The sequence below is a fragment of the Streptomyces sp. MNU89 genome (assembly GCF_020982505.1).
In the GTDB taxonomy this organism is placed as follows: domain Bacteria; phylum Actinomycetota; class Actinomycetes; order Streptomycetales; family Streptomycetaceae; genus Streptomyces; species Streptomyces xinghaiensis.
In genome coordinates, this window is record NZ_JAJKLL010000001.1 from 70,225 (window position 1) to 90,518 (window position 20,294).

General features: G+C 72.0%; 24 protein-coding genes and 1 pseudogene. 13 read left to right on the plus strand and 12 right to left on the minus strand.

The annotated features are described in order from the left end of the window. The first annotated feature begins 150 nt into the window (after window positions 1-150). On the plus strand, window positions 151-483 hold the full coding sequence (locus tag E4N63_RS31340; RefSeq protein WP_374112650.1) for a hypothetical protein: 333 nt from the start codon (window positions 151-153) through the stop codon (window positions 481-483). 68 nt (window positions 484-551) lie between these two features. Here E4N63_RS31340 and E4N63_RS00275 read toward each other — a convergent pair whose 3' ends face one another. Continuing rightward, the gene (locus E4N63_RS00275; RefSeq protein ID WP_230239606.1) at window positions 552-1,184 is read right to left on the minus strand and encodes a helix-turn-helix domain-containing protein; all 633 of its coding nucleotides are present in this window, start codon (window positions 1,182-1,184) and stop codon (window positions 552-554) included. A gap of 142 nt (window positions 1,185-1,326) precedes the next feature. Between E4N63_RS00275 and E4N63_RS00280 the strand changes: the two genes are divergently transcribed. After that, window positions 1,327-2,313 (plus strand): alpha/beta fold hydrolase, encoded by a 987-nt coding sequence (locus tag E4N63_RS00280; protein WP_230239607.1) that lies wholly within the window; start codon window positions 1,327-1,329, stop codon window positions 2,311-2,313. 448 nt (window positions 2,314-2,761) lie between these two features. Here E4N63_RS00280 and E4N63_RS00285 read toward each other — a convergent pair whose 3' ends face one another. The 3 genes from E4N63_RS00285 to E4N63_RS30370 all read right to left on the minus strand — a co-directional run bounded on the left by E4N63_RS00285 (window position 2,762) and on the right by E4N63_RS30370 (window position 3,988). Continuing rightward, window positions 2,762-3,316, minus strand: a complete 555-nt coding sequence (locus E4N63_RS00285) for an XRE family transcriptional regulator (RefSeq protein WP_125626762.1) — start codon at window positions 3,314-3,316, stop codon at window positions 2,762-2,764. Window positions 3,317-3,452: 136 nt separating this feature from the next. Further along, the gene (locus E4N63_RS00290; RefSeq protein WP_228430400.1) at window positions 3,453-3,857 is read right to left on the minus strand and encodes a hypothetical protein; all 405 of its coding nucleotides are present in this window, start codon (window positions 3,855-3,857) and stop codon (window positions 3,453-3,455) included. Continuing rightward, entirely contained in the window at window positions 3,857-3,988 is a 132-nt protein-coding gene (locus E4N63_RS30370) for a hypothetical protein (RefSeq protein ID WP_268270950.1), read from the minus strand. Before E4N63_RS30370 ends, E4N63_RS00290 begins: the two co-directional genes overlap by 1 nt. 146 nt (window positions 3,989-4,134) lie before the next feature. Here E4N63_RS30370 and E4N63_RS00295 point away from each other — a divergent pair, with 146 nt between their 5' ends. From E4N63_RS00295 to E4N63_RS00310, 4 genes and pseudogenes are all read left to right on the plus strand, one after another. Beyond that, window positions 4,135-4,515, plus strand: a complete 381-nt coding sequence (locus E4N63_RS00295; protein WP_230239608.1) for a hypothetical protein — start codon at window positions 4,135-4,137, stop codon at window positions 4,513-4,515. A 173-nt stretch (window positions 4,516-4,688) separates the two neighbouring features. Continuing rightward, window positions 4,689-5,687: pseudogene (locus E4N63_RS00300) on the plus strand (aldo/keto reductase); the annotation flags it as partial. A 58-nt stretch (window positions 5,688-5,745) separates the two neighbouring features. Beyond that, window positions 5,746-6,165 carry an SRPBCC family protein gene (locus E4N63_RS00305; protein ID WP_230239609.1) on the plus strand — a complete coding sequence of 140 codons (420 nt, stop codon included), beginning with the start codon at window positions 5,746-5,748 and terminating at the stop codon, window positions 6,163-6,165. Between the two features lie 592 nt (window positions 6,166-6,757). Beyond that, window positions 6,758-7,318 (plus strand): VOC family protein, encoded by a 561-nt coding sequence (locus E4N63_RS00310; RefSeq protein ID WP_230239610.1) that lies wholly within the window; start codon window positions 6,758-6,760, stop codon window positions 7,316-7,318. Here E4N63_RS00310 and E4N63_RS00315 read toward each other — a convergent pair. Next, entirely contained in the window at window positions 7,230-7,703 is a 474-nt protein-coding gene (locus E4N63_RS00315; RefSeq protein ID WP_125627010.1) for a MarR family winged helix-turn-helix transcriptional regulator, read from the minus strand. The genes E4N63_RS00310 and E4N63_RS00315 overlap by 89 nt on opposite strands. A gap of 148 nt (window positions 7,704-7,851) precedes the next feature. Here E4N63_RS00315 and E4N63_RS00320 point away from each other — a divergent pair, with 148 nt between their 5' ends. From E4N63_RS00320 to E4N63_RS00335, 4 genes are all read left to right on the plus strand, one after another. Further along, window positions 7,852-9,057, plus strand: a complete 1,206-nt coding sequence (locus E4N63_RS00320) for an MFS transporter (protein WP_230239611.1) — start codon at window positions 7,852-7,854, stop codon at window positions 9,055-9,057. 69 nt (window positions 9,058-9,126) lie between these two features. Further along, entirely contained in the window at window positions 9,127-9,558 is a 432-nt protein-coding gene (locus E4N63_RS00325; RefSeq protein WP_230239612.1) for a heme-binding protein, read from the plus strand. Beyond that, window positions 9,555-9,761 (plus strand): hypothetical protein, encoded by a 207-nt coding sequence (locus tag E4N63_RS00330; RefSeq protein ID WP_230239613.1) that lies wholly within the window; start codon window positions 9,555-9,557, stop codon window positions 9,759-9,761. The genes E4N63_RS00325 and E4N63_RS00330 overlap by 4 nt, the downstream gene beginning before the upstream one ends. A 157-nt stretch (window positions 9,762-9,918) precedes the next feature. Beyond that, a complete protein-coding gene (locus E4N63_RS00335) occupies window positions 9,919-10,752 on the plus strand; it encodes an aldo/keto reductase (RefSeq protein WP_230242282.1) in 834 nt (277 codons plus the stop codon). 334 nt (window positions 10,753-11,086) lie between these two features. On the opposite strand, the gene E4N63_RS00340 is transcribed toward E4N63_RS00335, so the two are convergent. The 4 genes from E4N63_RS00340 to E4N63_RS00355 all read right to left on the minus strand — a co-directional run bounded on the left by E4N63_RS00340 (window position 11,087) and on the right by E4N63_RS00355 (window position 15,683). After that, window positions 11,087-12,034: a TniB family NTP-binding protein gene (locus E4N63_RS00340; protein ID WP_230239614.1), complete on the minus strand. Its 948-nt coding sequence runs from the start codon at window positions 12,032-12,034 to the stop codon at window positions 11,087-11,089. Beyond that, on the minus strand, window positions 12,031-13,065 hold the full coding sequence (locus E4N63_RS00345) for a helix-turn-helix domain-containing protein (RefSeq protein ID WP_125625445.1): 1,035 nt from the start codon (window positions 13,063-13,065) through the stop codon (window positions 12,031-12,033). The genes E4N63_RS00340 and E4N63_RS00345 overlap by 4 nt, the downstream gene beginning before the upstream one ends. Continuing rightward, on the minus strand, window positions 13,062-13,289 hold the full coding sequence (locus tag E4N63_RS00350; protein WP_125625444.1) for a hypothetical protein: 228 nt from the start codon (window positions 13,287-13,289) through the stop codon (window positions 13,062-13,064). Before E4N63_RS00350 ends, E4N63_RS00345 begins: the two co-directional genes overlap by 4 nt. A gap of 294 nt (window positions 13,290-13,583) precedes the next feature. Beyond that, window positions 13,584-15,683: a helix-turn-helix transcriptional regulator gene (locus E4N63_RS00355; RefSeq protein WP_230239615.1), complete on the minus strand. Its 2,100-nt coding sequence runs from the start codon at window positions 15,681-15,683 to the stop codon at window positions 13,584-13,586. A 101-nt stretch (window positions 15,684-15,784) separates the two neighbouring features. Here E4N63_RS00355 and E4N63_RS00360 point away from each other — a divergent pair, with 101 nt between their 5' ends. Next, the gene (locus E4N63_RS00360; protein WP_125625442.1) at window positions 15,785-16,228 is read left to right on the plus strand and encodes a VOC family protein; all 444 of its coding nucleotides are present in this window, start codon (window positions 15,785-15,787) and stop codon (window positions 16,226-16,228) included. A gap of 129 nt (window positions 16,229-16,357) precedes the next feature. On the opposite strand, the gene E4N63_RS00365 is transcribed toward E4N63_RS00360, so the two are convergent. Continuing rightward, window positions 16,358-16,759: a nuclear transport factor 2 family protein gene (locus E4N63_RS00365; protein WP_230239616.1), complete on the minus strand. Its 402-nt coding sequence runs from the start codon at window positions 16,757-16,759 to the stop codon at window positions 16,358-16,360. A 93-nt stretch (window positions 16,760-16,852) separates the two neighbouring features. Between E4N63_RS00365 and E4N63_RS00370 the strand changes: the two genes are divergently transcribed. Then, window positions 16,853-17,743 carry a LysR family transcriptional regulator gene (locus E4N63_RS00370; RefSeq protein WP_230239617.1) on the plus strand — a complete coding sequence of 297 codons (891 nt, stop codon included), beginning with the start codon at window positions 16,853-16,855 and terminating at the stop codon, window positions 17,741-17,743. 104 nt (window positions 17,744-17,847) lie between these two features. Here E4N63_RS00370 and E4N63_RS00375 read toward each other — a convergent pair whose 3' ends face one another. Together E4N63_RS00375 and E4N63_RS00380 are read right to left on the minus strand one after the other, a co-directional pair. Beyond that, the gene (locus E4N63_RS00375) at window positions 17,848-18,117 is read right to left on the minus strand and encodes a MerR family transcriptional regulator (protein WP_095757849.1); all 270 of its coding nucleotides are present in this window, start codon (window positions 18,115-18,117) and stop codon (window positions 17,848-17,850) included. Window positions 18,118-18,722: 605 nt separating this feature from the next. Next, window positions 18,723-19,439, minus strand: coding sequence for an NAD(P)-dependent oxidoreductase (locus E4N63_RS00380; protein ID WP_125625438.1), 717 nt, complete (start codon window positions 19,437-19,439; stop codon window positions 18,723-18,725). 97 nt (window positions 19,440-19,536) lie between these two features. Between E4N63_RS00380 and E4N63_RS00385 the strand changes: the two genes are divergently transcribed. Beyond that, window positions 19,537-20,205, plus strand: coding sequence for a TetR/AcrR family transcriptional regulator (locus tag E4N63_RS00385; RefSeq protein ID WP_185831296.1), 669 nt, complete (start codon window positions 19,537-19,539; stop codon window positions 20,203-20,205). Window positions 20,206-20,294 lie beyond the last annotated feature (89 nt).

The window sequence follows — 20,294 nt, forward strand, 5'->3', positions numbered from 1 at the left end:
CGCCGGGCTACCGGAACCGGCCGGCGGCCCGGTCGCCGAGCTCCTGTGGCAGGCCGTTTCCCCGGGCGACGAGGACGCGGCGACGGAGGCCGTGCTCTCGGCGCTCGACGCCGGGGCGGACACCTCGGCGAGCAGCCGGGCGGGCAGGGCGTGCCACTCCCCGTTGACGACGCGCCCCGGCTGGTACGGGACACCCTCGCCGGCCTGGAGGCCCGTATCCCGGCGATACGGGACTGCACGGCCGCGCAGCGGCGGCACACCGCCGAGGACATCGCCCACATCGCCGACTTCCTCGCCACCACCCTCTACACCGGCGATCCGCGGCTCTTCACCGGCTTCCTCACCTGGACCGGCGGCATCCTCACAGCACGCGGCGTCCCCGGCGCCGACCGCCCCGGAGGCCACCGGACCCTGACCTCCCCCGGGCCAACGGCCGGGCTCGTGGGCCGAAGCACGCCAGTTGTCACCGGCAGAGCCGGATGACGTGGCGAATGAGACCGAACGAAGCAGCGCCGTTGCCACCGGCGAGGCACGCGGCTTGTCACAAACGCTCATTCAGCAGCCTTACCGTCACCAGTCCCGCGACGACCAGCGGCCGGAGAGGTGCGCGGCCGTAGACGTTCCCCCTGAGGCCCGAACATGATCAGATACTCGACCGGTCCGTCGGATCCGGCGTTCGCGACTCCGTGGGGGATGCGGGTGTCGAACTCGGCGACGTCCCCGGCAGCCAGGACGAGGTCCTGGTCACCGAGTGCGAGCCACAGCCGCCCGTACAGGACGCACAGCCACTCGTAGCCCTCGTGGGACACCTGCCGGGGCCGCCCGGGCGGCCTCTCGACGGCAGGCAGGACATGCTTGTGGGCGTGCAGGCCGCCGACGTACCGGGTCAGCGGCAACACCGCCTTGTCGTCGCCGAAGCCGTGCCGCGCCGTGCCGCGGGGCTCGGCCGCGGGAGCGGGTGCGGTGCCGGCCAGCTCGTCCAGGGAGACTGCGAATTCCTTCGCCAGCTGTAGCACCACCTCCAGGGTGGGCTTGCGCCGGCCGGTCTCGATCCGCGACAGCGTACTGGGCGAGATGCCGGTCGCGCGGCTGACATCGGCGAGTGTGACGCCACGGCGCTCGCGCACGGCCCGCAGCCGGGGCCCCACCGCCGCCAGCATCTGGGCCACGTCGTCCCCTGCCACGGTCGTTCCTTCCCTCCGTGCCACTCCACCACCCTGTCCTGCAAGCTTGCCGGAATGGCAACGCTGATCGCGCCGAGTGGCCGCCGCGCCGCATGATCGATGGGTGCCCGCCGACCGCGCGCGAACCGAGGAGAAGTCCCCCATGCGATCCGAGCCGACCGCCGCACTCCGCCACCGCACCGTCGAGGCCCCTGCCGGGCGCCTGCACCTGGCCGAGCAGGGCACCGGCCCGCTGATCCTGCTCGTGCACGGCTTCCCCGAGTCCTGGTACTCCTGGCGCCGCCAACTCCCGGCCCTCGCCGCGGCCGGGTACCGGGCAGTGGCGATCGACGTGCGCGGCTACGGCCGCTCCTCCAAGCCCGCCGCGACCGACGCCTACCGACTGCTCGACCTGGTGGAGGACAACGTCGCCGTCGTGCACGCCCTCGGCGAGGAAAGCGCGGTGGTCGTCGGCCACGACTGGGGCGCGGGCATCGCCGCCGCCTCCGCCCTGCTCCACCCCGGAGTCTTCCGCGCGGTCGGCCTGCTGAGCGTCCCGTACGCGCCGCCCGGCGGCCCCCGCCCCACCGACGTCTTCGGCCGGATCGGCGGTCCCGAGCAGGAGTTCTACGTCTCCTACTTCCAGAAGCCCGGCCGCGCCGAGGCGGAGATCGAGCCCGGTGTCCGGGACTGGCTCGCGGGCTTCTACGCGGCCCTGTCCGCCGACACCATGCCCGCCGAGGGCGAGCCCGACCCGCACTTCGTCACCCCGGGCTGTCAGATGCGCGACCGTTTCCCCTCCGGCCCGCTCCCGGCCTGGCTGAGCGAGGAGGACCTCGACGTCTACGCCGGGGAGTTCGAGCGCACCGGCCTGACCGGCGCCCTCAACCGCTACCGCAACATGGACCGCGACTGGGAAGACCTCGCCCCCCACCGCGGAGCCCCGATCAAACAGCCCGCCTTGTTCGTCGGCGGCGCACTGGACGCCTCCACCACCTGGATGGCCGACGCCATCGACGCCTACCCCACCACCCTCCCCGCCCTGTCCGCCTCCCACCTCCTGGACGGCTGCGGCCACTGGATCCAGCAGGAACGCCCCGAGGAGGTCAACAGCCTGCTGATCGACTGGCTCGCCACCATCCAGGGCTGAACCAGGCGGGCCACCCGGTCCGCTTGGCGGTGCGTTTGGGGTGGGCCGCGCCGAGGCGGCGCAGGGCGGTCTGCTCGGTGATGCCGGACAGTCGCATCAGCCTGAGCGGGCCGACGCGTTCGGCCGCTTCTTGAGGATGCGGTCCTGTCTCGGGCCGCTCAACGTGAGCCCGCGGGGAAGGGCACCACTCGGAGTGCCGATGCTGACGGCCAGGTGACCGGGGCGGCCGCGGTCTTCTGACCGACCGGGAGGTGGGGCAGGGATTCCCCACGGGGGATCAAGGACGCAGGCACCTTCATCGACCTGCTGAGATACGGCGGTGCTCAGGCTGTCAGCACTCCTCCGGAACCCGCGCGTCCTTCACTGCGCCGGTGACAACAAGCCTGCCTGTATGACAACTACCGTGCTCGGGCTCAGGCGGCCGCCGGTCCGGCGGCGGCGCCCCGCGTCAGCCGTAGCCGATGTCGATGTAGTCGATGTCGGTGAACTCCACCCGGAGGTCCTGGGCGCGGCGGCCGCGGTCCTTGAAGTAGATCTCCTGGAGCCCTTCGGCGACGATGCCGCGCAGCTCGGCCTCGCCGGCCCCGGCCGCCCGCGCCTCCAGCAGCCGGGCGGCGTACGCGGGCGGGAGGTGCTGGGTGACGCGGCGGACGCGGCCGTCGTCGGTGGAGCCGGGGGCGGCGGTGTAGCCGAAACGGGCCCGGGTCTCGACCGTGATGCCGGTGTCGGTGGCGCGGCGGCGGGCCCGTTCCCGGACGCGGGGCTGCCAGCGGCGGCGGACCTCGGCCTCCAGCCGGTCGGCGATGGGGCGGGGCGGGTGCTTCCGGGTGCCCTGCAGATAGCGCTCCACCGAGCGCATGCTGACCCCGAGCAGCGCGGCCACCGCCCGGGTGGTCCTGACCTGGCTCAGCAGGTAACGGACCCGCGCCTGGGTGGACTTGGGCGGCCGGCGGGTGAAGGACTCCTCGTCGGCCCGGAGCAGGCTGTCGCCGATCTCTCCCACGCGGGTCACTCCTCTCCGTCGCCGGCGCCGTGTAGGTTCGCGCTGCCATTGTCATGCCGGGCCGCGCTGACCTGCTGTTTGCTCTGCTGTCTCGTCAGATGTCCCACGGGTTCCGTCTCAGCGCGATGGCATTTCTTCATGCCTCATCGTCCTGCTGCTCTTCGTCGGTCTTCCAGATCTGGTCGAACCAGGTGATGAAGTCCATCACGGTGCCGACCCGGGCGATGCGCTCGTGGATGGCTCGCTGGTCGTGTCCGGGAAGGAAGGTGCCGCGTTCGATCGGCCTACCACAACCGCAGCTGCAATTCCGGTTGTCCAGTGGGTACTTGAAGTAGGTGATGGGGTTCTGCTGGGCACCGTTCGGGGCGGGCTTGCCGACGTAGTGGTCGTACAGCGGATGGCCGGGACCAAGGATGCGGCCCTCGAAGGCCCGCCTCCCGCCGGGGACGTCAATATTCCGGTCGATCTCCATGGCCTGGCGGATGATTCCACCGCCATTGACGACCGCGAACCGCTCCCGCTCGACGCGCGAACCGGGCATTACCCAGACTCCGCGGGCATCTCGTGAAGTTGCCGGTCGGACAGTCCGTCGCTCCAGCCGATCTGTGAGCGCTGGAGCGGATCGATGTGCGGGTCGATGTCCTTCTTCCTGCCGAGCGTGATCTGAATCATCGTGCCTCCCTGCGAGGCCGCCTCGTCGTGGCAGGCCGGAGAAGTTGAGACGACCTGTTGGGGATAGACCATGCACCTCCGCTATAACGGGGTCCAACAGCCTCTCCCTTAGTGTGCCAGGCGGCACAGGAGAGGCCACGGCCGAGGTGTGTGAGCTCGCCCTTGATCAGTGCGATGCAGTAGGCGTTCTTCGCCTCGACAAGGTAGCGGGCGCGCTCGCGCCGAGAGTGCAGGGCGCCGAAGGCGACGACGCGGCCGGCCAGGTCGAGGTTGGCCAGCATCGGCTTGAAGGTGGCGCCGTTCTTGTCGGCGACTTGACGCTGGTTCAAGGTCGGCCGCCTTTGCGGGTGATCACGGACACGGTGGTGGATCGCGCGCTGTTCGGCGGTGCGCGAGCCGCGCAGGACCTTGCAGCCCAGGGCTACGGCCTCGCCAAAGGCTCCACGACTTCCGGTCACCCTTTGCGTACGACTCGCGTACGCGGCACCCCACCTTGCATTAACCGGCGCATGCAATTATTGTTCTAACTCGTAAGGGGCTCCTGCAACCACTTGCGCCGTACATCGGGCCCTGCCAAGCCGGCTCGCGTGCACACTGCCACGACACCTCTGCCGGAGCCACCCAACCGAAGAGGCCCCGTGCCTCACCCTGTGCCGGGACTCTTCCCAGCCACTGCACCACTCACCGAAAAGGCACATTCATGCCCCTCAAGCACATCCTTCCCGGCAAGCTCGGCTTCGGTACCGCCCCGCTGGGCAACATGTTCCGGGCGATCCCCGACGAGGAAGCCCGCGCGACCGTCGAGGCCGCCTGGGACCAGGGGGTCCGCTACTTCGACACCGCCCCCCTCTACGGCGCGGGGCTCGCCGAGGAGCGCCTGGGCGAGGTTCTGTCCACCAAGCCCCGTGACTCGTACGTCCTGTCCACGAAGGTCGGCCGCGTCATCCTCGACGAGCGCGAGACCGAGACCTCCGACCTCGGCGAGAAGGGCGGGATCTTCGAGCACGGCAATCCGAACAAGGTTCTGCACGAGTGGACCGCCGAGGCCACCGAACGCTCCCTCAAGGGCTCCCTCGAGCGCCTGGGCACCGACCGGCTCGACATCGTATGGGTCCACGACATCGCCCAGGACTTCCACGGCGACCAGTGGCTCCAGAAGTTCGAGGAGGCCCGCACCGGCGCGTTCCGGGTGCTGTCCCGGCTGCGCGACGAAGGCGTCATCAAGGCGTGGGGGCTCGGCGTCAACAAGACCGAGCCCATCGAGTTGACCCTCGCCCTCGACGAGCCGCAGCCCGACGGCTTTCTCCTCGCCGGCCGCTACACCCTCCTCGACCACGAGCACGCCCTCACCCGCCTGCTGCCCATGGCCCAGGAGCAGGGCGTCGACATGGTCGTAGGCGGCCCCTACAGCTCCGGCATCCTCGCCGGCGGTACGCACTTCGAGTACCAGCAGGCCCCGGCGGAGATCATCGAGCGGGTCGGGAGGCTGAAGGCCCTGGCCGAGAAGCACGGCGTGAGTATCAAGGCCGCCGCCCTGCAGTTCTCCCTCTCCCACCCGGCGTCCGCCGCCGTCATCCCCGGCGCCACCCGGCCCGGCCGCATCACCGAGGACACCGCCGCCCTGAACGAGACCGTCCCGGCCGCCTTCTGGGCCGACCTCCGCGCCGCCGGCCTGGTCAGCCCGACCGCCCCGCTCCCCACGGCGCCTGACCACCCCTTACACCCCCACCACCCAGACACCGCAACAGGAGAAGACCATGGCTTCCACGTCCGTCTCCCGCGTCCTGCCCGCACCGCCCCAGAAGGTCTGGGACCTCATCGGCGGCTTCGATGCCCTCCCCGACTGGCTCCCCTACATCCCCGAGAGCACCGCTCTCGAAGGAGGCCGGGTCCGACGCCTGACCAACCCCGACGGTGACGTGATCATCGAGCGCCTCATGGACTTCACCGAGGCCGGGCGGCACTACAGCTACGCCATCCTCGAAGCGCCCTTCCCCGTCAACGGCTACGTCTCCACCCTCCGCGTCCACGCGGTCCCCGGCCGGGACGACGTCGCCGAGGTCCAGTGGTCCGGCCGCTTCAACCCCGACGGCGTCAGCGAACAGGAAGCGGAAGACCTCTTCGCCGAGATCTACCGCGGCGGGCTCGAAGCCCTGCACAAGACCCTGTCCGCCTGACGACACGGCTGCACGAAACCCGACCGCCGCACCACGCCGCCACGCCCTGCGTCGCGCACTCCATGTGCGCGAGCGGCAGGAAGGGGCCGCGCCCGGAAGTACGACATCCTCCGTATGGGACTCGACGCCTTGCGCCGACGCGGGCCGATCACGAGGGTGCAGATGCGTCGAGCGCCCCGGCTGGGCCGCGCGGCAGGTACGAAGCGGCGTCGCACCTGATCGAGCCCGGGCCGCTGCCCGCGCATCCGCGATGACGGCGAGGATCTCGCGGCGGCCGTCCGCGAGCGCGGGCCGGTCGGCCGGCAGTATCGCGGCCCTGCTGTCACATTCGGCAGCGAGCGGTCGGCCCGCCCTGCGTTCGTCCGCGCCGTCGCCCAGACCGTTCTCCGGCCGGTGCGGCCATGAGGGTTGGGCGCGGACAGCTCGGCGTACCGGCCCGCTCCACTCGCGCGAGAGAATGCGCAATACTTCGCTTTCGGAAGAATTGCCAGGGATATCCTCACAGGCCCGAATCCGGGAGGACTCCCATGACTGTCGCCGATACGCCGATGCACCTCACGCGGGGTGCCCACGTAGGGATCTCGGTGTCCGATTGGACGCCTCGATCGCGTTCTACTCGGCCCTGACAGGACGCGAGCCCGTCGCGCAGGGAACGATGGACAGCGAGCCGTTCGGCCGTACGCAGGGGCTGCCGAACGCGAAGCTGCGGTACGCGACGATCAACATCGACGGGCTCGGCATCGACCTGATCCAGTTCCAGGACCCGGTCGGCGAGCGCACCAACGGCAAGGCGAACCGGCCCGGCTCCATGCACCTGTGCTTCAAGGTCGACGACTTCGACGCCGTGTACCAGCGGATGAAGGACGCCGGCTACGACTTCCTGGGTGACGACTACACGTTCATCGCCGGCGAGGTGACCCCGGAAGCCGCGCTCGGCACGAAGGTCGCGTACTTCAACGACCCCGACGGCACCAACCTGGAGATCATCGAACCCAAGGGCGGGTTCGCCAACTGGCCCTGCCGGGGCCGGCCCCGGCAGGGCCAGGGGATGGCCGGACCCTGCTTCAGGCCGCGGGCGCCTGCATCGGCACGCCCGTCTCCTCGACCACGCGGACGAAGGGCGCGAGCTGTGGGTCCTCCGCGGCCTCGGTGAGGGCCTCGCGCAGGGCTGCCTCGTTGGTGGGGCGGGCCTCCTCCAGGAGCCGCAGGCCCTCGTCGGAGACGTTGGTGTAGATCCCGCGGCGGTCGGTGGGGCACAGGTAGCGCAGGAGCAGGCCGCGGTCCTCGAGGCGGGTGACGAGGCGGGTGGTGGCGCTCTGGCTGAGGACGACGGCATCGGCGACCTGCTTCATCTGCAGATGGCCGCCCTCTCCGTCGTGCTGGCGGCTCAGCACGTCGAGCAGGGAGTACTCACGCACGCTCAGTCCGTGCCCGGCCTGGAGCGCGCGCTCCAGGTGGGACTCGATCCTCCCGTGCAGCAGAGAGAGGGCGCACCAGCCGTGGGCCAGGGCGGTCAGTGCGGGTGCGGTGGCGGTCATCGGGGCTCCTCTGTCGAACCATCCCCCCCAATAGTTGCACACAAGGGCTAACGCACGCCAGGATTACTCCCGCTTGCATTTATCCCGCGCTTGCAATTATTGTCTTTCGACGTAACCCCACCATGCAACAACCTGGAAAGGTACCCCCATGCCTCTCGCGCTCCTGGCCCTCGCCATCGGGGCCTTCGGGATCGGCACCACCGAATTCGTGATCATGGGCGTGCTGCCTCAGGTCGCAGGCGACTTCGGCGTCAGCATCCCGACCGCCGGCTGGCTCGTGTCCGGCTACGCGCTCGGCGTCGTCATCGGCGCCCCGCTCCTGACCGTGCTCGGCACCCGGGTCTCCCGCAAGAAGATGCTCATGTTCCTCATGGGCCTGTTCATCGCCGGCAACACCCTCTCCGCCGTCGCCCCCAGCTTCGGCCTCATGCTGACCGGCCGGATCGTCGCCTCCCTCGCGCACGGCGCGTTCTTCGGCATCGGCTCCGTCGTCGCCGCCGACCTGGTCGCCCCGCAGAAGAAGGCCTCCGCGATCTCCCTGATGTTCATGGGCCTGACCGTGGCCAACATCGTCGGCGTCCCCGGCGGCACGTACATCGGACAGGCCGCCGGCTGGCGCGTCACGTTCGTCCTCGTCGCCGCGCTCGGCGCCGTCGGCCTCCTCGGCGTGGCCAAGCTCGTCCCCGAGACCGGCCGCCCGGAGTCGGTGAGCGTCCGCGGCGAGTTCGCCGCCTTCCGCAACGTCCAGGTCTGGCTCGCCATGGCGATGACCGTCCTCGGGTACGGCGGTGTGTTTGCCGCGATCACCTACATCGCGCCGATGATGACCGAGGTCGCCGGCTACACCGAGGGCGCCGTGACCTGGCTGCTCGTCCTGTTCGGCGTCGGCATGTTCCTCGGCAACCTGCTCGGCGGAAAGTTCGCCGACCGCGCCCTGATGCCGATGCTCTTCACCGCCCTGGCCGCCCTCACCGCCGCCCTGCTCCTGTTCACGGCGACCGCGCACAACAAGGTCCTCGCCGCGATCACCCTCTCCCTGATCGGCGCCCTCGGGTTCGCGACCGTGCCGCCGCTGCAGAAGTGGGTGCTCGACCAGGCTTCGGCCGCCCCGACCCTCGCCTCCGCCGCCAACATCGGCGCCTTCAACCTCGGCAACGCCCTCGCCGCCTGGCTCGGCGGTGTCGTCATCGCCGCGGGCCTCGGCTTCACCGCCCCGAACTGGGTCGGCGCGATCCTCTCCGGTACGGCGCTGCTGCTCGCCTTCCTCGCGGCCCACCTGGACCGGCGCACCCGCAGGGCGAGCCGCGTCGTCGCCGGTTCCGCGGCCGCCGAGCCCGCCCCGGCCGCGGTCTGACCCACCCTCCCTCCACGGCCCGGACCCTCCCTCCGGCCCTCCGAGACACCTCCCGAGAAAGAACCCCTCATGAGCACCACCACACCGGCCCTCATCACCCCGCTGACCACGCAGGACGCCGACACCCTGATCGCCGCCGCCCGTCGCGCGGCGGAAGCCGCCGGGGTCACGGTCAGCGTCACCGTCCTCGACGCGGGCGGCCATCTGCTTGCCTTCCGCCGCGACGACCGGGCTGTCCTGATCTCCGGCGAGACCAGCACCCGCAAGGCGTACACCGCGCTGCAGCTCAACGCGCCCACCGCCGACCTGGTCGACCTGGTCAAGCCCGACGGGCCGTTCCACTCCCTGCCCACCGCCCTCGACAAGCCGCTGCTCTTCATTGCCGGCGGCATCCCCGTCCACCGCGACGGCCGCCTGATCGGTGCGATCGGTGTCGGCGGCGGCGCCCCCGAGCAGGACCACGGCTTCGCCACCGCCGCGCTGGCCGAGCTCGCCCGATGAGCCGCACCCCGCAGGAGGTCTTCGCCGACCACGGCAACCGGCTCAGCACCGGCGACCTGGACCTGATCAGCCGGAACTACACAGAGGACGCTGTCTTCCTCACCCCCGAGGGCACCCTCACGGGACGCGAGACGGGGCATCGGCGCCCTGCTCGCCGATCTGCCGGGCGCCGACTGGCAGTTGACCCCGCAGTTCGCAGGTGACGTGCTGTTCCTGCGGTGGAGCGCCGCTACCGACACCCACGAGGTCGCTGACGGCGTCGACACGTTCGTCTTCCGCGACGGACTCATCAGCGCCCAGACCGTCCACTACACGCTCACCGCCCGTACACCCCGTACCGCCCGAAAGGTCACCCGCACCATGGCATCGAACAGCAACATCCCCACCGTCACGCTCAACAACGGCGTCGAGATCCCGCAGCTCGGCTTCGGCGTCTTCCAGGTCCCGGACGAGGAGACCACCGCCGCCGTCGCCTCCGCCCTCGAGGCCGGCTACCGCTCGATCGACACCGCCGCGATCTACGGCAACGAGGCCGGCGTCGGCAAGGCCCTCACGGCCTCCGGGATCGCCCGCGAAGACCTGTTCGTCACCACCAAGCTGTGGAACGCCGACCAGGGCTACGACGCCGCGCTTCGCGCCTTCGACGACAGCCTGGCCAAGCTGGGCCTCGACTATGTCGACATGTATCTGATCCACTGGCCCACCCCGGCCCGTGATCAGTACAAGGAGACCTGGAAGGCCATCGAGAAGCTCGTCGCCGGCGGCCGGGTCCGCACCGCGGGCGTCTCCAACTTCCAGCCCGACCACCTGAAGCGGCTGATCGACGGCGCCGAGCTCGTCCCGGCCGTCAACCAGGTCGAGCTGCACCCCGGCCTGCAGCAGAGCGAACTGCGTGCCGCGCACGCCGAGCTGGGCATCGCCACCGAGGCGTGGAGCCCGCTCGCCCAGGGCGCCGTCCTGGGGGACGAGGCCGTCACGGCCATCGCCGACCGGCACGGCAAGTCCCCGGCCCAGGTCGTCCTGCGCTGGCACCTGGAGCTCGGCAACATCGTCATCCCCAAGTCGGTGACCCCCGCGCGCATCCGCCAAAACCTCGATGTCTTCGACTTCGCCCTCACCGACGACGAGATGGCCGCGATCGCCGGCCTCGACCGCGACCTGCGCACCGGCCCGCACCCGGACCAGTTCAACTGACCTGGCTTGAAGGGCGGTTGGGACTCCTTAGACGGGTTGCTCCGGCTCGCGCGGGCGGGATGAAAGATCCCGCCCGCGCGAACCCCTTTTCTGTAATTCCGTTCTGTGATTCCCGGGCTCGCGCGCCGACAGCCCGCTCGCCACGTACCACAAGCGGCGTCGCCCGCCGATGAACCTTCCGGTGCACGGACCTCCGGCCCGACGAGCCACGGGTCCTGGAGGAGTGGGACGACTTCACCTACCAGGTGGTCGGCACCGCGCTGAACCTCACCGCCGCCGGAACTGGGTTGCGGAGCTGGCGCTCGGCTACGACCCCGCCGCGTGACGCGGCAGGTCAGCCCTTCCGGGCGGATCGGCGGCCGGGCATGTCATGTCGTCGGCCCAGGCAGCTGATCATTCCGAGCGAGAAGCCGGTCTCCTCGGCGAGCTCCCGGCAGGTGCGTCCAGCGGCCCGTTGATCGCGGAGCCGGTCGAGATCGATCTGGCGCCAGCGGGTCGCTTTGCCTTCGCGGATCATGCCGTACTCGCGGACCAGGACCTTGATGGCCTCTTCGTTCACGTCGGCGTGCTTCGCGATCCACTTGAGCGTGCGGTACTCCTCGAGGCAGAGGCGGACGCACTTGTCCCTGGGGAGCGCGGCACGAGCACGGCGAATAGTCGCTCCTCTCTCCCACATCGCGGATCTCTTCGGGGGTGCTGGCTGCTCCTGCAGGACGAAGCGGACAGCGTCATGGCTGAAGCCCAGACGGCAGGCCGCCCCCGCTGTCGTCAGGGATTCGTCCCGGACGAGGCGGTGCAGCGCGTGGAGGTCGATGTCCCCAAGGTCGCACCCGGGCAGCTCGAGACCGTCGACGATGTCCGTCGGCGGCCGCCGGGCGTGGGACTCGTCATGGATGCCCTGCCGGGCGAGGAACTCGCCTGCATGCTCATCGAGTTGACTCATCAACGCGGGGGTGAGATCCGTTTCGAAGGTCCGCAGCACGGTCCGCAGCTCCGGCGTGGCGGGCACGTAGGCGGCCGGGGCGAGAGGTGCCGGCAGGCCGCTGATCCGCTCGAACAGCAAGGTGACCGGGAACTCGTTCGCGATGTACTTGAAGTGGTTGCTCACCTCGACACCGCCGGTCGCCCTCCACCGGAGGGAGTGCAGATCGTCGACGATCAAGAGCTTCACATCACACGAGAGCACGCGGTCCAGGGCGCGCTGGGCGAACTGCGCGGTGGTGCCGGTGGTACGGCCGGGGTGGCCGAAGAACTCCAGCATCGCCCGGTTGAAGTCCTTCATCCGGTGTTGCCGGTCAGGCCCACCCGGCAGACGGGGAGCCGTTCGTGCCCGCCGGCCGTGAACGCGCCGCCCTCGGCGATCTCCCGGCGGTGGAAGTCCCGGGCGAAGGCCAGCACCGCAGTGGTCTTGCCCAGCCCCGGAAAGGCGTCCACCGCGACGGTCAGCTCCGCCTGCAGCCACTGCAGCATGCCCGGGTCCAGGGCGAACACGTCCAAGCGGTTGGTGTCCATCAGCAGGTACTCACCCGGCCGGGTCGGCCGCAGCTTCCCGTAGACCCCGCCGGGCCGGGCGGCGATGTCCCGGTTTCGCTTCGTGCTCAGCCGGAACGTCGGATGGCGCCGCTCCATGTCCTCCAGGAGGCGGTAGGCCGTCGCCCGGCTGGGCAGATCCTCCTCGTCAAATCCCCTGGCCAGCACGCGGGCCCGGGTCCGCTCGATGACCATCTTCCGCGACGGCTTGGACTGGCCCGTGTATTCGACCATCACCTCCGGCGCCGCCTCCGACCACGGCTCCGCGTTCCGGTGCCCCGAACGCGGCCCGCTGCGGGCCGGTACCAGTCCCGCCTCACCGTCCCGGCGGAAGGCCGACACCCACCGCTTGACCGTGCGAGCGGCCACCTCAAGCCCGGCCGCCTTCGCCGCGTACCGGCTCTCCAACGGCTCGCCCGCAGCGTAAGGAGCGCGAGGCTCGCCCGCGGCCGCCGGTTCCTCGCTGCCGCTGCGGAACCCGGTGAGCATCTCCCTCACGTGCGCGGCCCGCTCCAACACCCGTTCACGCTCAGCGGCATCCAGCTGGTCCAGCACCACCGCGGCCACGTCCTGCGGGTCGTCGGAAGCCGGTCCAGGCCCGCCCGGGATGATCCGGGCGCGGTCGGACGGCAGCAGTTCCTTGACGGCCGGGCGCAGCAGCCGTTCCTGGCCGTCCTTGAGGACCACTTCGCCGCCGGCCTGCGTGCTGGCGAGCTCCACCACCTCGACGATCTCGCCGTCGTAGGGGAAGCGACTCCCCACGCGCACCGCGGCCCGGCTCATGACGCCGTCCTGAGCACGCTGCGGGCACTGAGCGGAACGCTCAGGTCAGTCCGCCACTGCTGCTTCCACAGCAGATGCAACACCGCAGCCCGTACCAGCGGAGCCGGACGGTCCGGCAGGCAGGCGAACGCCTCCCCCAGCGTGTCCCCGTCCGCGACCCGGTCGCGTACGTCGTCGAGAATGGCCGGGTCGAACAGCGGCTCCGGCGGTGGCTCCTCCTCCACCGCCTCGTCTGTATCTCCTCGAGCGGGTCCGGCTCGAACAGCCAGTCGCGGCGGTAGCCCGCGAGAAACCGGGCGTTGGCCAACTCCACCTCCGGCGGCTCGCTCCATACCTCCTGGCGCCGGCCTCGGGCCTCGACCGCCTTACGGGTCCAGGCGAAGGCGAACGCGTGCTCCGGCCGGGCTACCCGGTGGCGCGGCTTGACGTCGACGACCAGCGGGCCCGGTCTCAGAACCGCGTCATAAGTGCTATTCAGAGGTCATCGCTCGCGAGAACATGACGCGGATTCTGAGTACCTAAGCGCCGCCGGCCTTGATGTGGCGGGCCGGGTTGTGCCCGGCGTCGAGCAGTTCCGCGGCCCACAGCAGGGACTGGGTGCCCTCGTGCTTGACCATCCCCGGGTTGACGCCGAGCCGGAACCCGCCGGGCAGCGGCGCCCCGTCGGGCGTGCGCGGCAGGACGTCCAGCGGGGAGGGGCCGTCGGAGAGGTAGACGGCGCAGTCGGAGAGGACGGCGACCGGGTACAGGCCCGCGCCCTCGGCCAGCTTGCGCATCTTGCGGTGCATGTTGACCCGGGCCGAGGCGATCACGGCGGCGCGGATGTCCGGGCGCCAGGTGGGGCGTTCCAGCGCGGGCCACCGCTGACCGGGCCGGTGGCCGCGGCCCTGGGGGCGTTCGCGGAGCTTCCCGATGCCGCCCTTGACCGTGGCCTTCACGGCGGACAGCACCGCGGCCTGGCCGGGGTCGGCCCGCCGGTGCCGCTCCATCGCGGCGAGGAACTCGGCCTCCGGCATGCCCGGGGTGACGCCGAGGCGTTCCATCGTGGCGAGATAGGCGTCGCGCAGCCGCTGGTACCAGGGGTCCAGATAGGGCCCGTGCTCCGGCCGGACCCAGGCCTCCGACGGCCGCACGTCGTGGCCGAGTTCCACCGCGTACGCCAGGGTGGGCGTGGCGTACCAGGCCGGTCCTTCCGGGCGGTCGCCGTGCGGGGTGAACGGGTTCGGCAGGCGCGGGTCGAGGCCGATGCCGGAGAGGTCCGCGTACCAGCAGCCGGGCAGCTTCTTGTCGAAGCGCGGCTCCCGTACGTGGACCGGGGCACCGAGGCCCACCGGCAGCCGGTTGGCGGCGGCGGCGAAGGCCATGTTGACGTCCAGTCCGACCGCGTACGCCCGGCCGCACTCGGCGTCGGTGAGCAGCTGGGGATCGCGGATCCAGTCGTGGGCCTCCTCGTCCAGCTCATGACCGGCGGGGCGGCCCGCGGCGACGGGGTGTTCCTCGGGCGCCTCCGGGGGCGCCGGGTCGACGGCGGCCGTGAGCGAGCCGGGGACGGGGCCGGGCACCCAGCGGTCCCCGCCCTCCTCGCGCACCGGACGGGTCGGCGGCCGCAGGGCCGTCATCAGCTCCAGGCCGTTGACGGCGCACGAACCGCGCGGGGTGAGGACCCGGGCCGCGTAGTCGCCCAGGACCTGGGCGAGCCGGGGCGCGGGCAGGTCCTCCGCACCGGGCCAGGAGCGGGGGTCGAGCGCGCCGAAGGGCAGCACGGCCAGCTGCACGCACCGGCGCCGGCCGTCGGCCGCGGGCCGGTAGATCCGCGGCCAGGGCCCGAAACCGCGCCGCGTGAGCCGCCATCCGGCGCGGGTGATCCGGCGGACGACGGGGTGGTCCTCCGGCAGCCGCCAGGTGCGCCGGTCCTCCAGTTCGGGCGGCAGGCCGAGACGGGCCGCCGCGGCGGCGGTCAGCACGACCAGCGGATCGGCGTCCCGGCCGGCGGGGTGCAGCCGCTCCGCGCCGAGCCGGGCCTCGCCGAGGGCCCATTCCACCAGCTCCGGCACCGTCTTGGCGGGGCACTCCAGAACGAGGCCGCCGACCCCGTACGCGGTGCCGTCCCCGTCCAGCACCACGAGCGGGCCGTCCGCGAACGGCGAGCCGGCGGAGGGTTCCTGGGCGCGTGCGCGGGGTGCGGCCGGTCCCCGGTCCGCGGACCGGCCCGGTGCGGCGGCCGGGGTGGCGGCGGGCGCGCCGGAGACGCGGGGCCCGGTCCCGGCCGGGCCGGCGGCCGCGGGCGGAGGAGCGGCATCCGGGGTTCCGCCGGACCGGGCGGGCTCCGCGGATTCCCCGGGCTGTTGGGGCTCTGCGGGCCGCACGGGCTCGGCGGGTGCCGGATGGAGCGCGGCGAGCCGGTCCAGCAGGCGGATGTACGCCTGGCGCTGCGGCGGCCGGGGCTCGGTGCGCCCCGCCTCCCAGTTGACGACCGTCGTCCGTCGCACCCCCAGGGCTTCGGCGACCTGCTCCCGGGTCAGGCCGTGCGCCTTCCGCAGCCGCTCCCGCTCGGCGGGCGGCGGGAGCGTGGCCCGCCGTTCGACCAGCGCGTCGACCGCCTCGAACAACTCGGACACCGGACACCACCCCCAGCCGCAGACTTTATACACCGGACGCCACACCCGGCGTGCCCGCCCGCCGCCACGGACGAAGCGGGGCGGAGAGGTACGTTGCCCGAATGGAACAGCGCATCAGCCTGATCACTCTGGGTGTCGCCGACGTGGCCCGCTCCCGGGCGTTCTACGAGCGTCTCGGCTGGCGGGGCCAGGAAACCGAGGGCACGGTCTTCTTCCAGGCGGGCGGCCTCGGCCTCGTCCTCTGGAGCCGCGACGCGCTCGCGCGGGGCTCCGGTGTCGAGGACACCCGGGCGGACGGGTTCGGCGGGATCGCCCTCGCCCACAACCTGCGCTCCCCCGGGGAGGTCGACGGACTCCTCGCGGCGGCCCGCGAAGCGGGCGCCACCGTCACCCGGCCCGGGGCCGCCACCTTCTACGGCGGCTACGCGGGCGCGTTCACCGACCCCGACGGCCATGTCTGGGAGGTCGCCCACAATCCGGGCTTCCCCCTCTCCGAGGACGGCTCGCTCACCATCCCGGACCTCGGCGGAACCCAGCTGTCCTGACTACGGGGCGCCGGGCCCCGGCCCCGTCGGGACGGGCACGCGCACGGTCCCGCCGTGGCGGAGCCGGCCGGGGCGTGTCCGCCGGCCCGCCTCACCGTCCCGCCGCGCGCGCTCCCGCCGGACACCCGGTCAGGACGAGGTGCCCGGCATCTCCGGCCGGTCGATGATCCGCAGCCAGCTGCCGTCCGGCTCGCGGCGTACGACCTGCACCCTGCCGCCCGTGCCGTCAGCGGAGCGCGTCGAGGTGAGGGCGAGGTCGCCGTGGCGGACCGTGGGCAGCGGCTCTTCCCGGGGAAACGGCAGCGGTGCGTGCTCCAGCATCCGCTCGCACACGGCGCGGATCGCCTCCCGGCCGGCCGTGACGGCCCCGGGCGGGAAGGCGAGCACCGCGTCGGGGGCGTAGAGCTCGGCCAGTCCTTCGGCGTCACGGGCGTTGGCGCGCTCCACGAACAGCCGGGTGACGTCCTCGGGGGTGGTGGCGCGTTCCCGCGCGCCGGTGCCGCTTCCTGTTCCTGTTCCTGTTCCTGTCATGGGTGCCTCCTGATCTCTCGCTCGCCACCACCCTGCGGGAGCCCGAACCAGAAGTCCAAGAGCTGGTTGGTCTGGTCACTAGAATCATCGGTTATGGAACTGCGCCAGCTCGCCTACTTCGTGGCCGTGGCCGAGGAGCGGAACTTCACCCGGGCCGCCGAGCGGCTCCATGTGGCGCAGCCCGGGGTGAGCGCGCAGATCCGCCGCCTGGAACGGGAGCTCGGGCAGGAACTGTTCGACCGCTCCGGACGCACGGTGCGGCTCACCGCGGCCGGTGCCGCCGTCCTCCCCCACGCGCGGACCGCCCTCGCGGCGGCGGACGGCGCCCGGTCCGCCGCCGAGGAGCTGACCGGTCTCCTCCGGGGCACGGTGGCGATCGGCAGCGTCACCTCGCACAAGGTGGATCTGCCCGGTCTCCTCGCGGACTTCCACCGGGACCATCCGGCCGTGGAGATCACCCTGACCGAGGAGACGACGGACCGGCTGGTCGACGGCGTGCGCACGGGGCGTCTCGACGCGGCGGTGATCAGTGTGGGAGAGACGGTTCCGGAGGGTCTCGCGTCCGTGGTGGTGGACGACCAGCCGATCGTCGCCGCGGTCGCCCCCGGTCACGAACTCGCCGTCCATGCGCGCCTCCCGCTCGCCGCGCTCCGCGGCCACACCTTGATCAGCCTCCCCGGCGGCACGGGCCTGCGCGCCCGGCTGGACGAGGCCTGCGCGGCGGCCGGCTTCACCCCCCGGATCGCGTTCGAGGCCGGCGATCCGGGGGTGCTCGCCGAACTCGCCGCCCGCGGGCTGGGGGTGGCGATCCTGCCCGCCGTGGTCGCCGCGGCGCGGCCGGACCGGCTGCGGGGAGTCGCCCTCACGCGGCCGGACCTGCGCGGGCGGCTGGTCTTCGCGTGGCGTGCCGGCGGCCCGGCGGGTCCGGCGGGCCGGGCCCTGGTCGGCCGTGCCCGCGCGGCCCTGCGGAGCACCGGCCGGTGAGAACCGCGCCCACCGCCCGGGGTGCGGGGGCACGGACGCGGCGCGCGGTCCGCAGCCCCGGGGCGCCCGGCTCCGCTGCCCGTGCGCGGGGCCGTTCCCCGGGGTCAGCGGCCGGACGGGGACTCCGCGCCGCGCAGCCGCTCGTTGATGCGCCGGGCCTCTTCGAGCTGGTCCTCCAGGATGATGATCCGGCAGGCCGCCTCGATCGGGGTTCCCTGGTCGACGAGTTCGCGGGCCCGGGCGGCGATCCGCAGCTGATAGCGGGAGTAGCGGCGGTGGCCGCCCGCGGAGCGGAGCGGGGTGATCAGCCGCGCGTCCCCCACGGCCCGGAGGAAGGCAGGGGTGGTGCCGATGATTTCCGCCGCGCGGCCCATGGTGTAGGCCGGGTAGTCGTCGTCTTCCAGGGGATCGGTCGTGGTGTTCGAAGGGTCTTCCGCTGCCACCTGCACCTCTGTCTCTGAGTCCTGTCCTGTGAACGCGCGTCGAGGGGCTCCGGTGCCGTGCTGGCACCGGAGCCCCGAGGGATACAACACCATCTACCGGCTCACTGCGCCGGTCTCACTCGTTCCGTACGCCGGCCGGAGGCCGGGGTTACGGGGATCTTTGAATGCGTGACCGAGGACCACCTTGCCTTTCCTGGCCTTGCCGTACCCGGGGTGACGAGGGGGGCGCCGCCCGGGCGATCCCGATGGTGATGTGCTCCTCTCTTCCGGTGATCAACGTGGTGATACTGCTCCGGCGGCTCCTGGAGCCGCCCGGCCCGGCCGCCGGCGCCGGGGCCCCTTTCCCACTGCCGGCCCCAACCACCGCACCACCGTGCCGTCCTGCTCACGCGGTCGTCGCTGCCGCGTCCCGTTGACTTGACTCCGCCTTCGGTTACACAAGAAACGTTAACTCCCCTGCCCCCGAATGTCTACAACGGCCACAGGAGGTTTTCCGGACCGGTGGAGAAGGGTCCGGCCGGTCCGGCGCATCGCCCTCAGGAGCGGCTGCCCGCCTCGCCGGCGTGGGCGAGTGCCCCGGGGGTGAGGCGGCCGACGATCGCCGGGGCCTCCCGGACGAGCGTGTCGTCGGTGAGCGCCTCCACCATGAACAGCGCGAAGTCCACACGGCGCGTCAGATTGCCGGCCAGCACCGGGTCCCCCACGTGCCGGCTCCACACGGGGAGCCCCTGGCTCTCACCCTCCTCCAGGGAACTGCCGCGCACCACGGTCCACCGGGTGTCACTGGCGAACACCCGGCGGCACGCCTCCACCTGGTCGTCGATCTCGACGTACCGGAGGAGCTTCGCCAGCCGGGCGGCGATCCGGACGGCCGCCCGGAAGCTCCAGGAGTAGCGGTCCCTGCCGTCGCGCGTGATGTGCCAGCCGCAGGAGAAGACCAGGCGCGCCCCCGGCCGCGCGTGGTCGAGCACCGCCTGCGCCGTGCCCGACGCGTACTGCTGCACTCCCCAGGGCACCAGCACCGTCAGCACCCCGTCGCACCCGGCGACCGCGCGCCGGATCACCTCCGGGTCGTTCGTGGGTCCGGGGACGATGGTCATCCGGCCTTCGAAGTCGGCCAGTTTCGGCACGCTGCGCTCCCGGCAGACGCCGACCACCTCGTAGCCGCGTTCCAGCGCGTGCCGGACCATGTACTGCCCGAGCTTCCCCGAAGCCCCGACGATGCAGACCTTCTTCACACGTTCCGTGCCCATGGCGCGGCCCTTTCACCGGAATGTCAACCTTACGATGTAAGGCACGTTAGCCTTATGCCGTAAGGCAGTCAAGGCAGCGAGGGCGAGAGGAGAGCGGATGCGCGAGGGAGGCAGGGGCCGGCGCGGGACGCTCAGCCGCGAGCGGGTGATCCGCACGGCGATGGCGGTGGCGGACGAGAAGGGCTCGGCCGCGCTCACGATGCGGGCTGTCGCCGGGCCGCTGGGCGTCGAGGCGATGTCGCTCTACCACCACGTCGCCGGCCGGGAGGACCTCCTCGACGGCATGGTGGACGCGGTCTTCGGCGAAATCGAGCTGCCGCCGCCCGACACGGACTGGAAGAGCGCCATGCGCCGGCGCGCGGTCTCCGCCCGCGCCGCGCTCCGGCGCCATCCGTGGGCCGTCGCCCTGATGGACTCCCGCACGCGGCCCGGCCCGGCGACCCTGCGCCACCACGACACCGTGCTCGGCACGTTGCGCGCCGGAGGGTTCTCCGTCCCGATGGCCGCGCACGCCTTCTCGCTGATCGACAGCTATCTGTACGGCTTCGTCATCCAGGAGCTGAGCCTGCCGTTCAGCGGCCCGGCCGAGCTCGACGAGGTCGCCGGCGCCATCCTGCGCGAGATGCCCGCCGACGCCTACCCGCACCTCACCGAACTCGCCACCGAGCACGCCCTCAAACCCGGCTACGACTACGCCGACGAGTTCACCTTCGGCCTCGCCCTCATCCTCGACGCCCTGCACCCGGACGAGGACGGGAGCGCCTGAGGGCTGCCCGGCCCTGCGCGTCGGACCGGGCCGTGGTGTCCGGAGCCGGGCACGGCGGACAGCCCGGGCACGGGCCGGCCGCCGTCGCC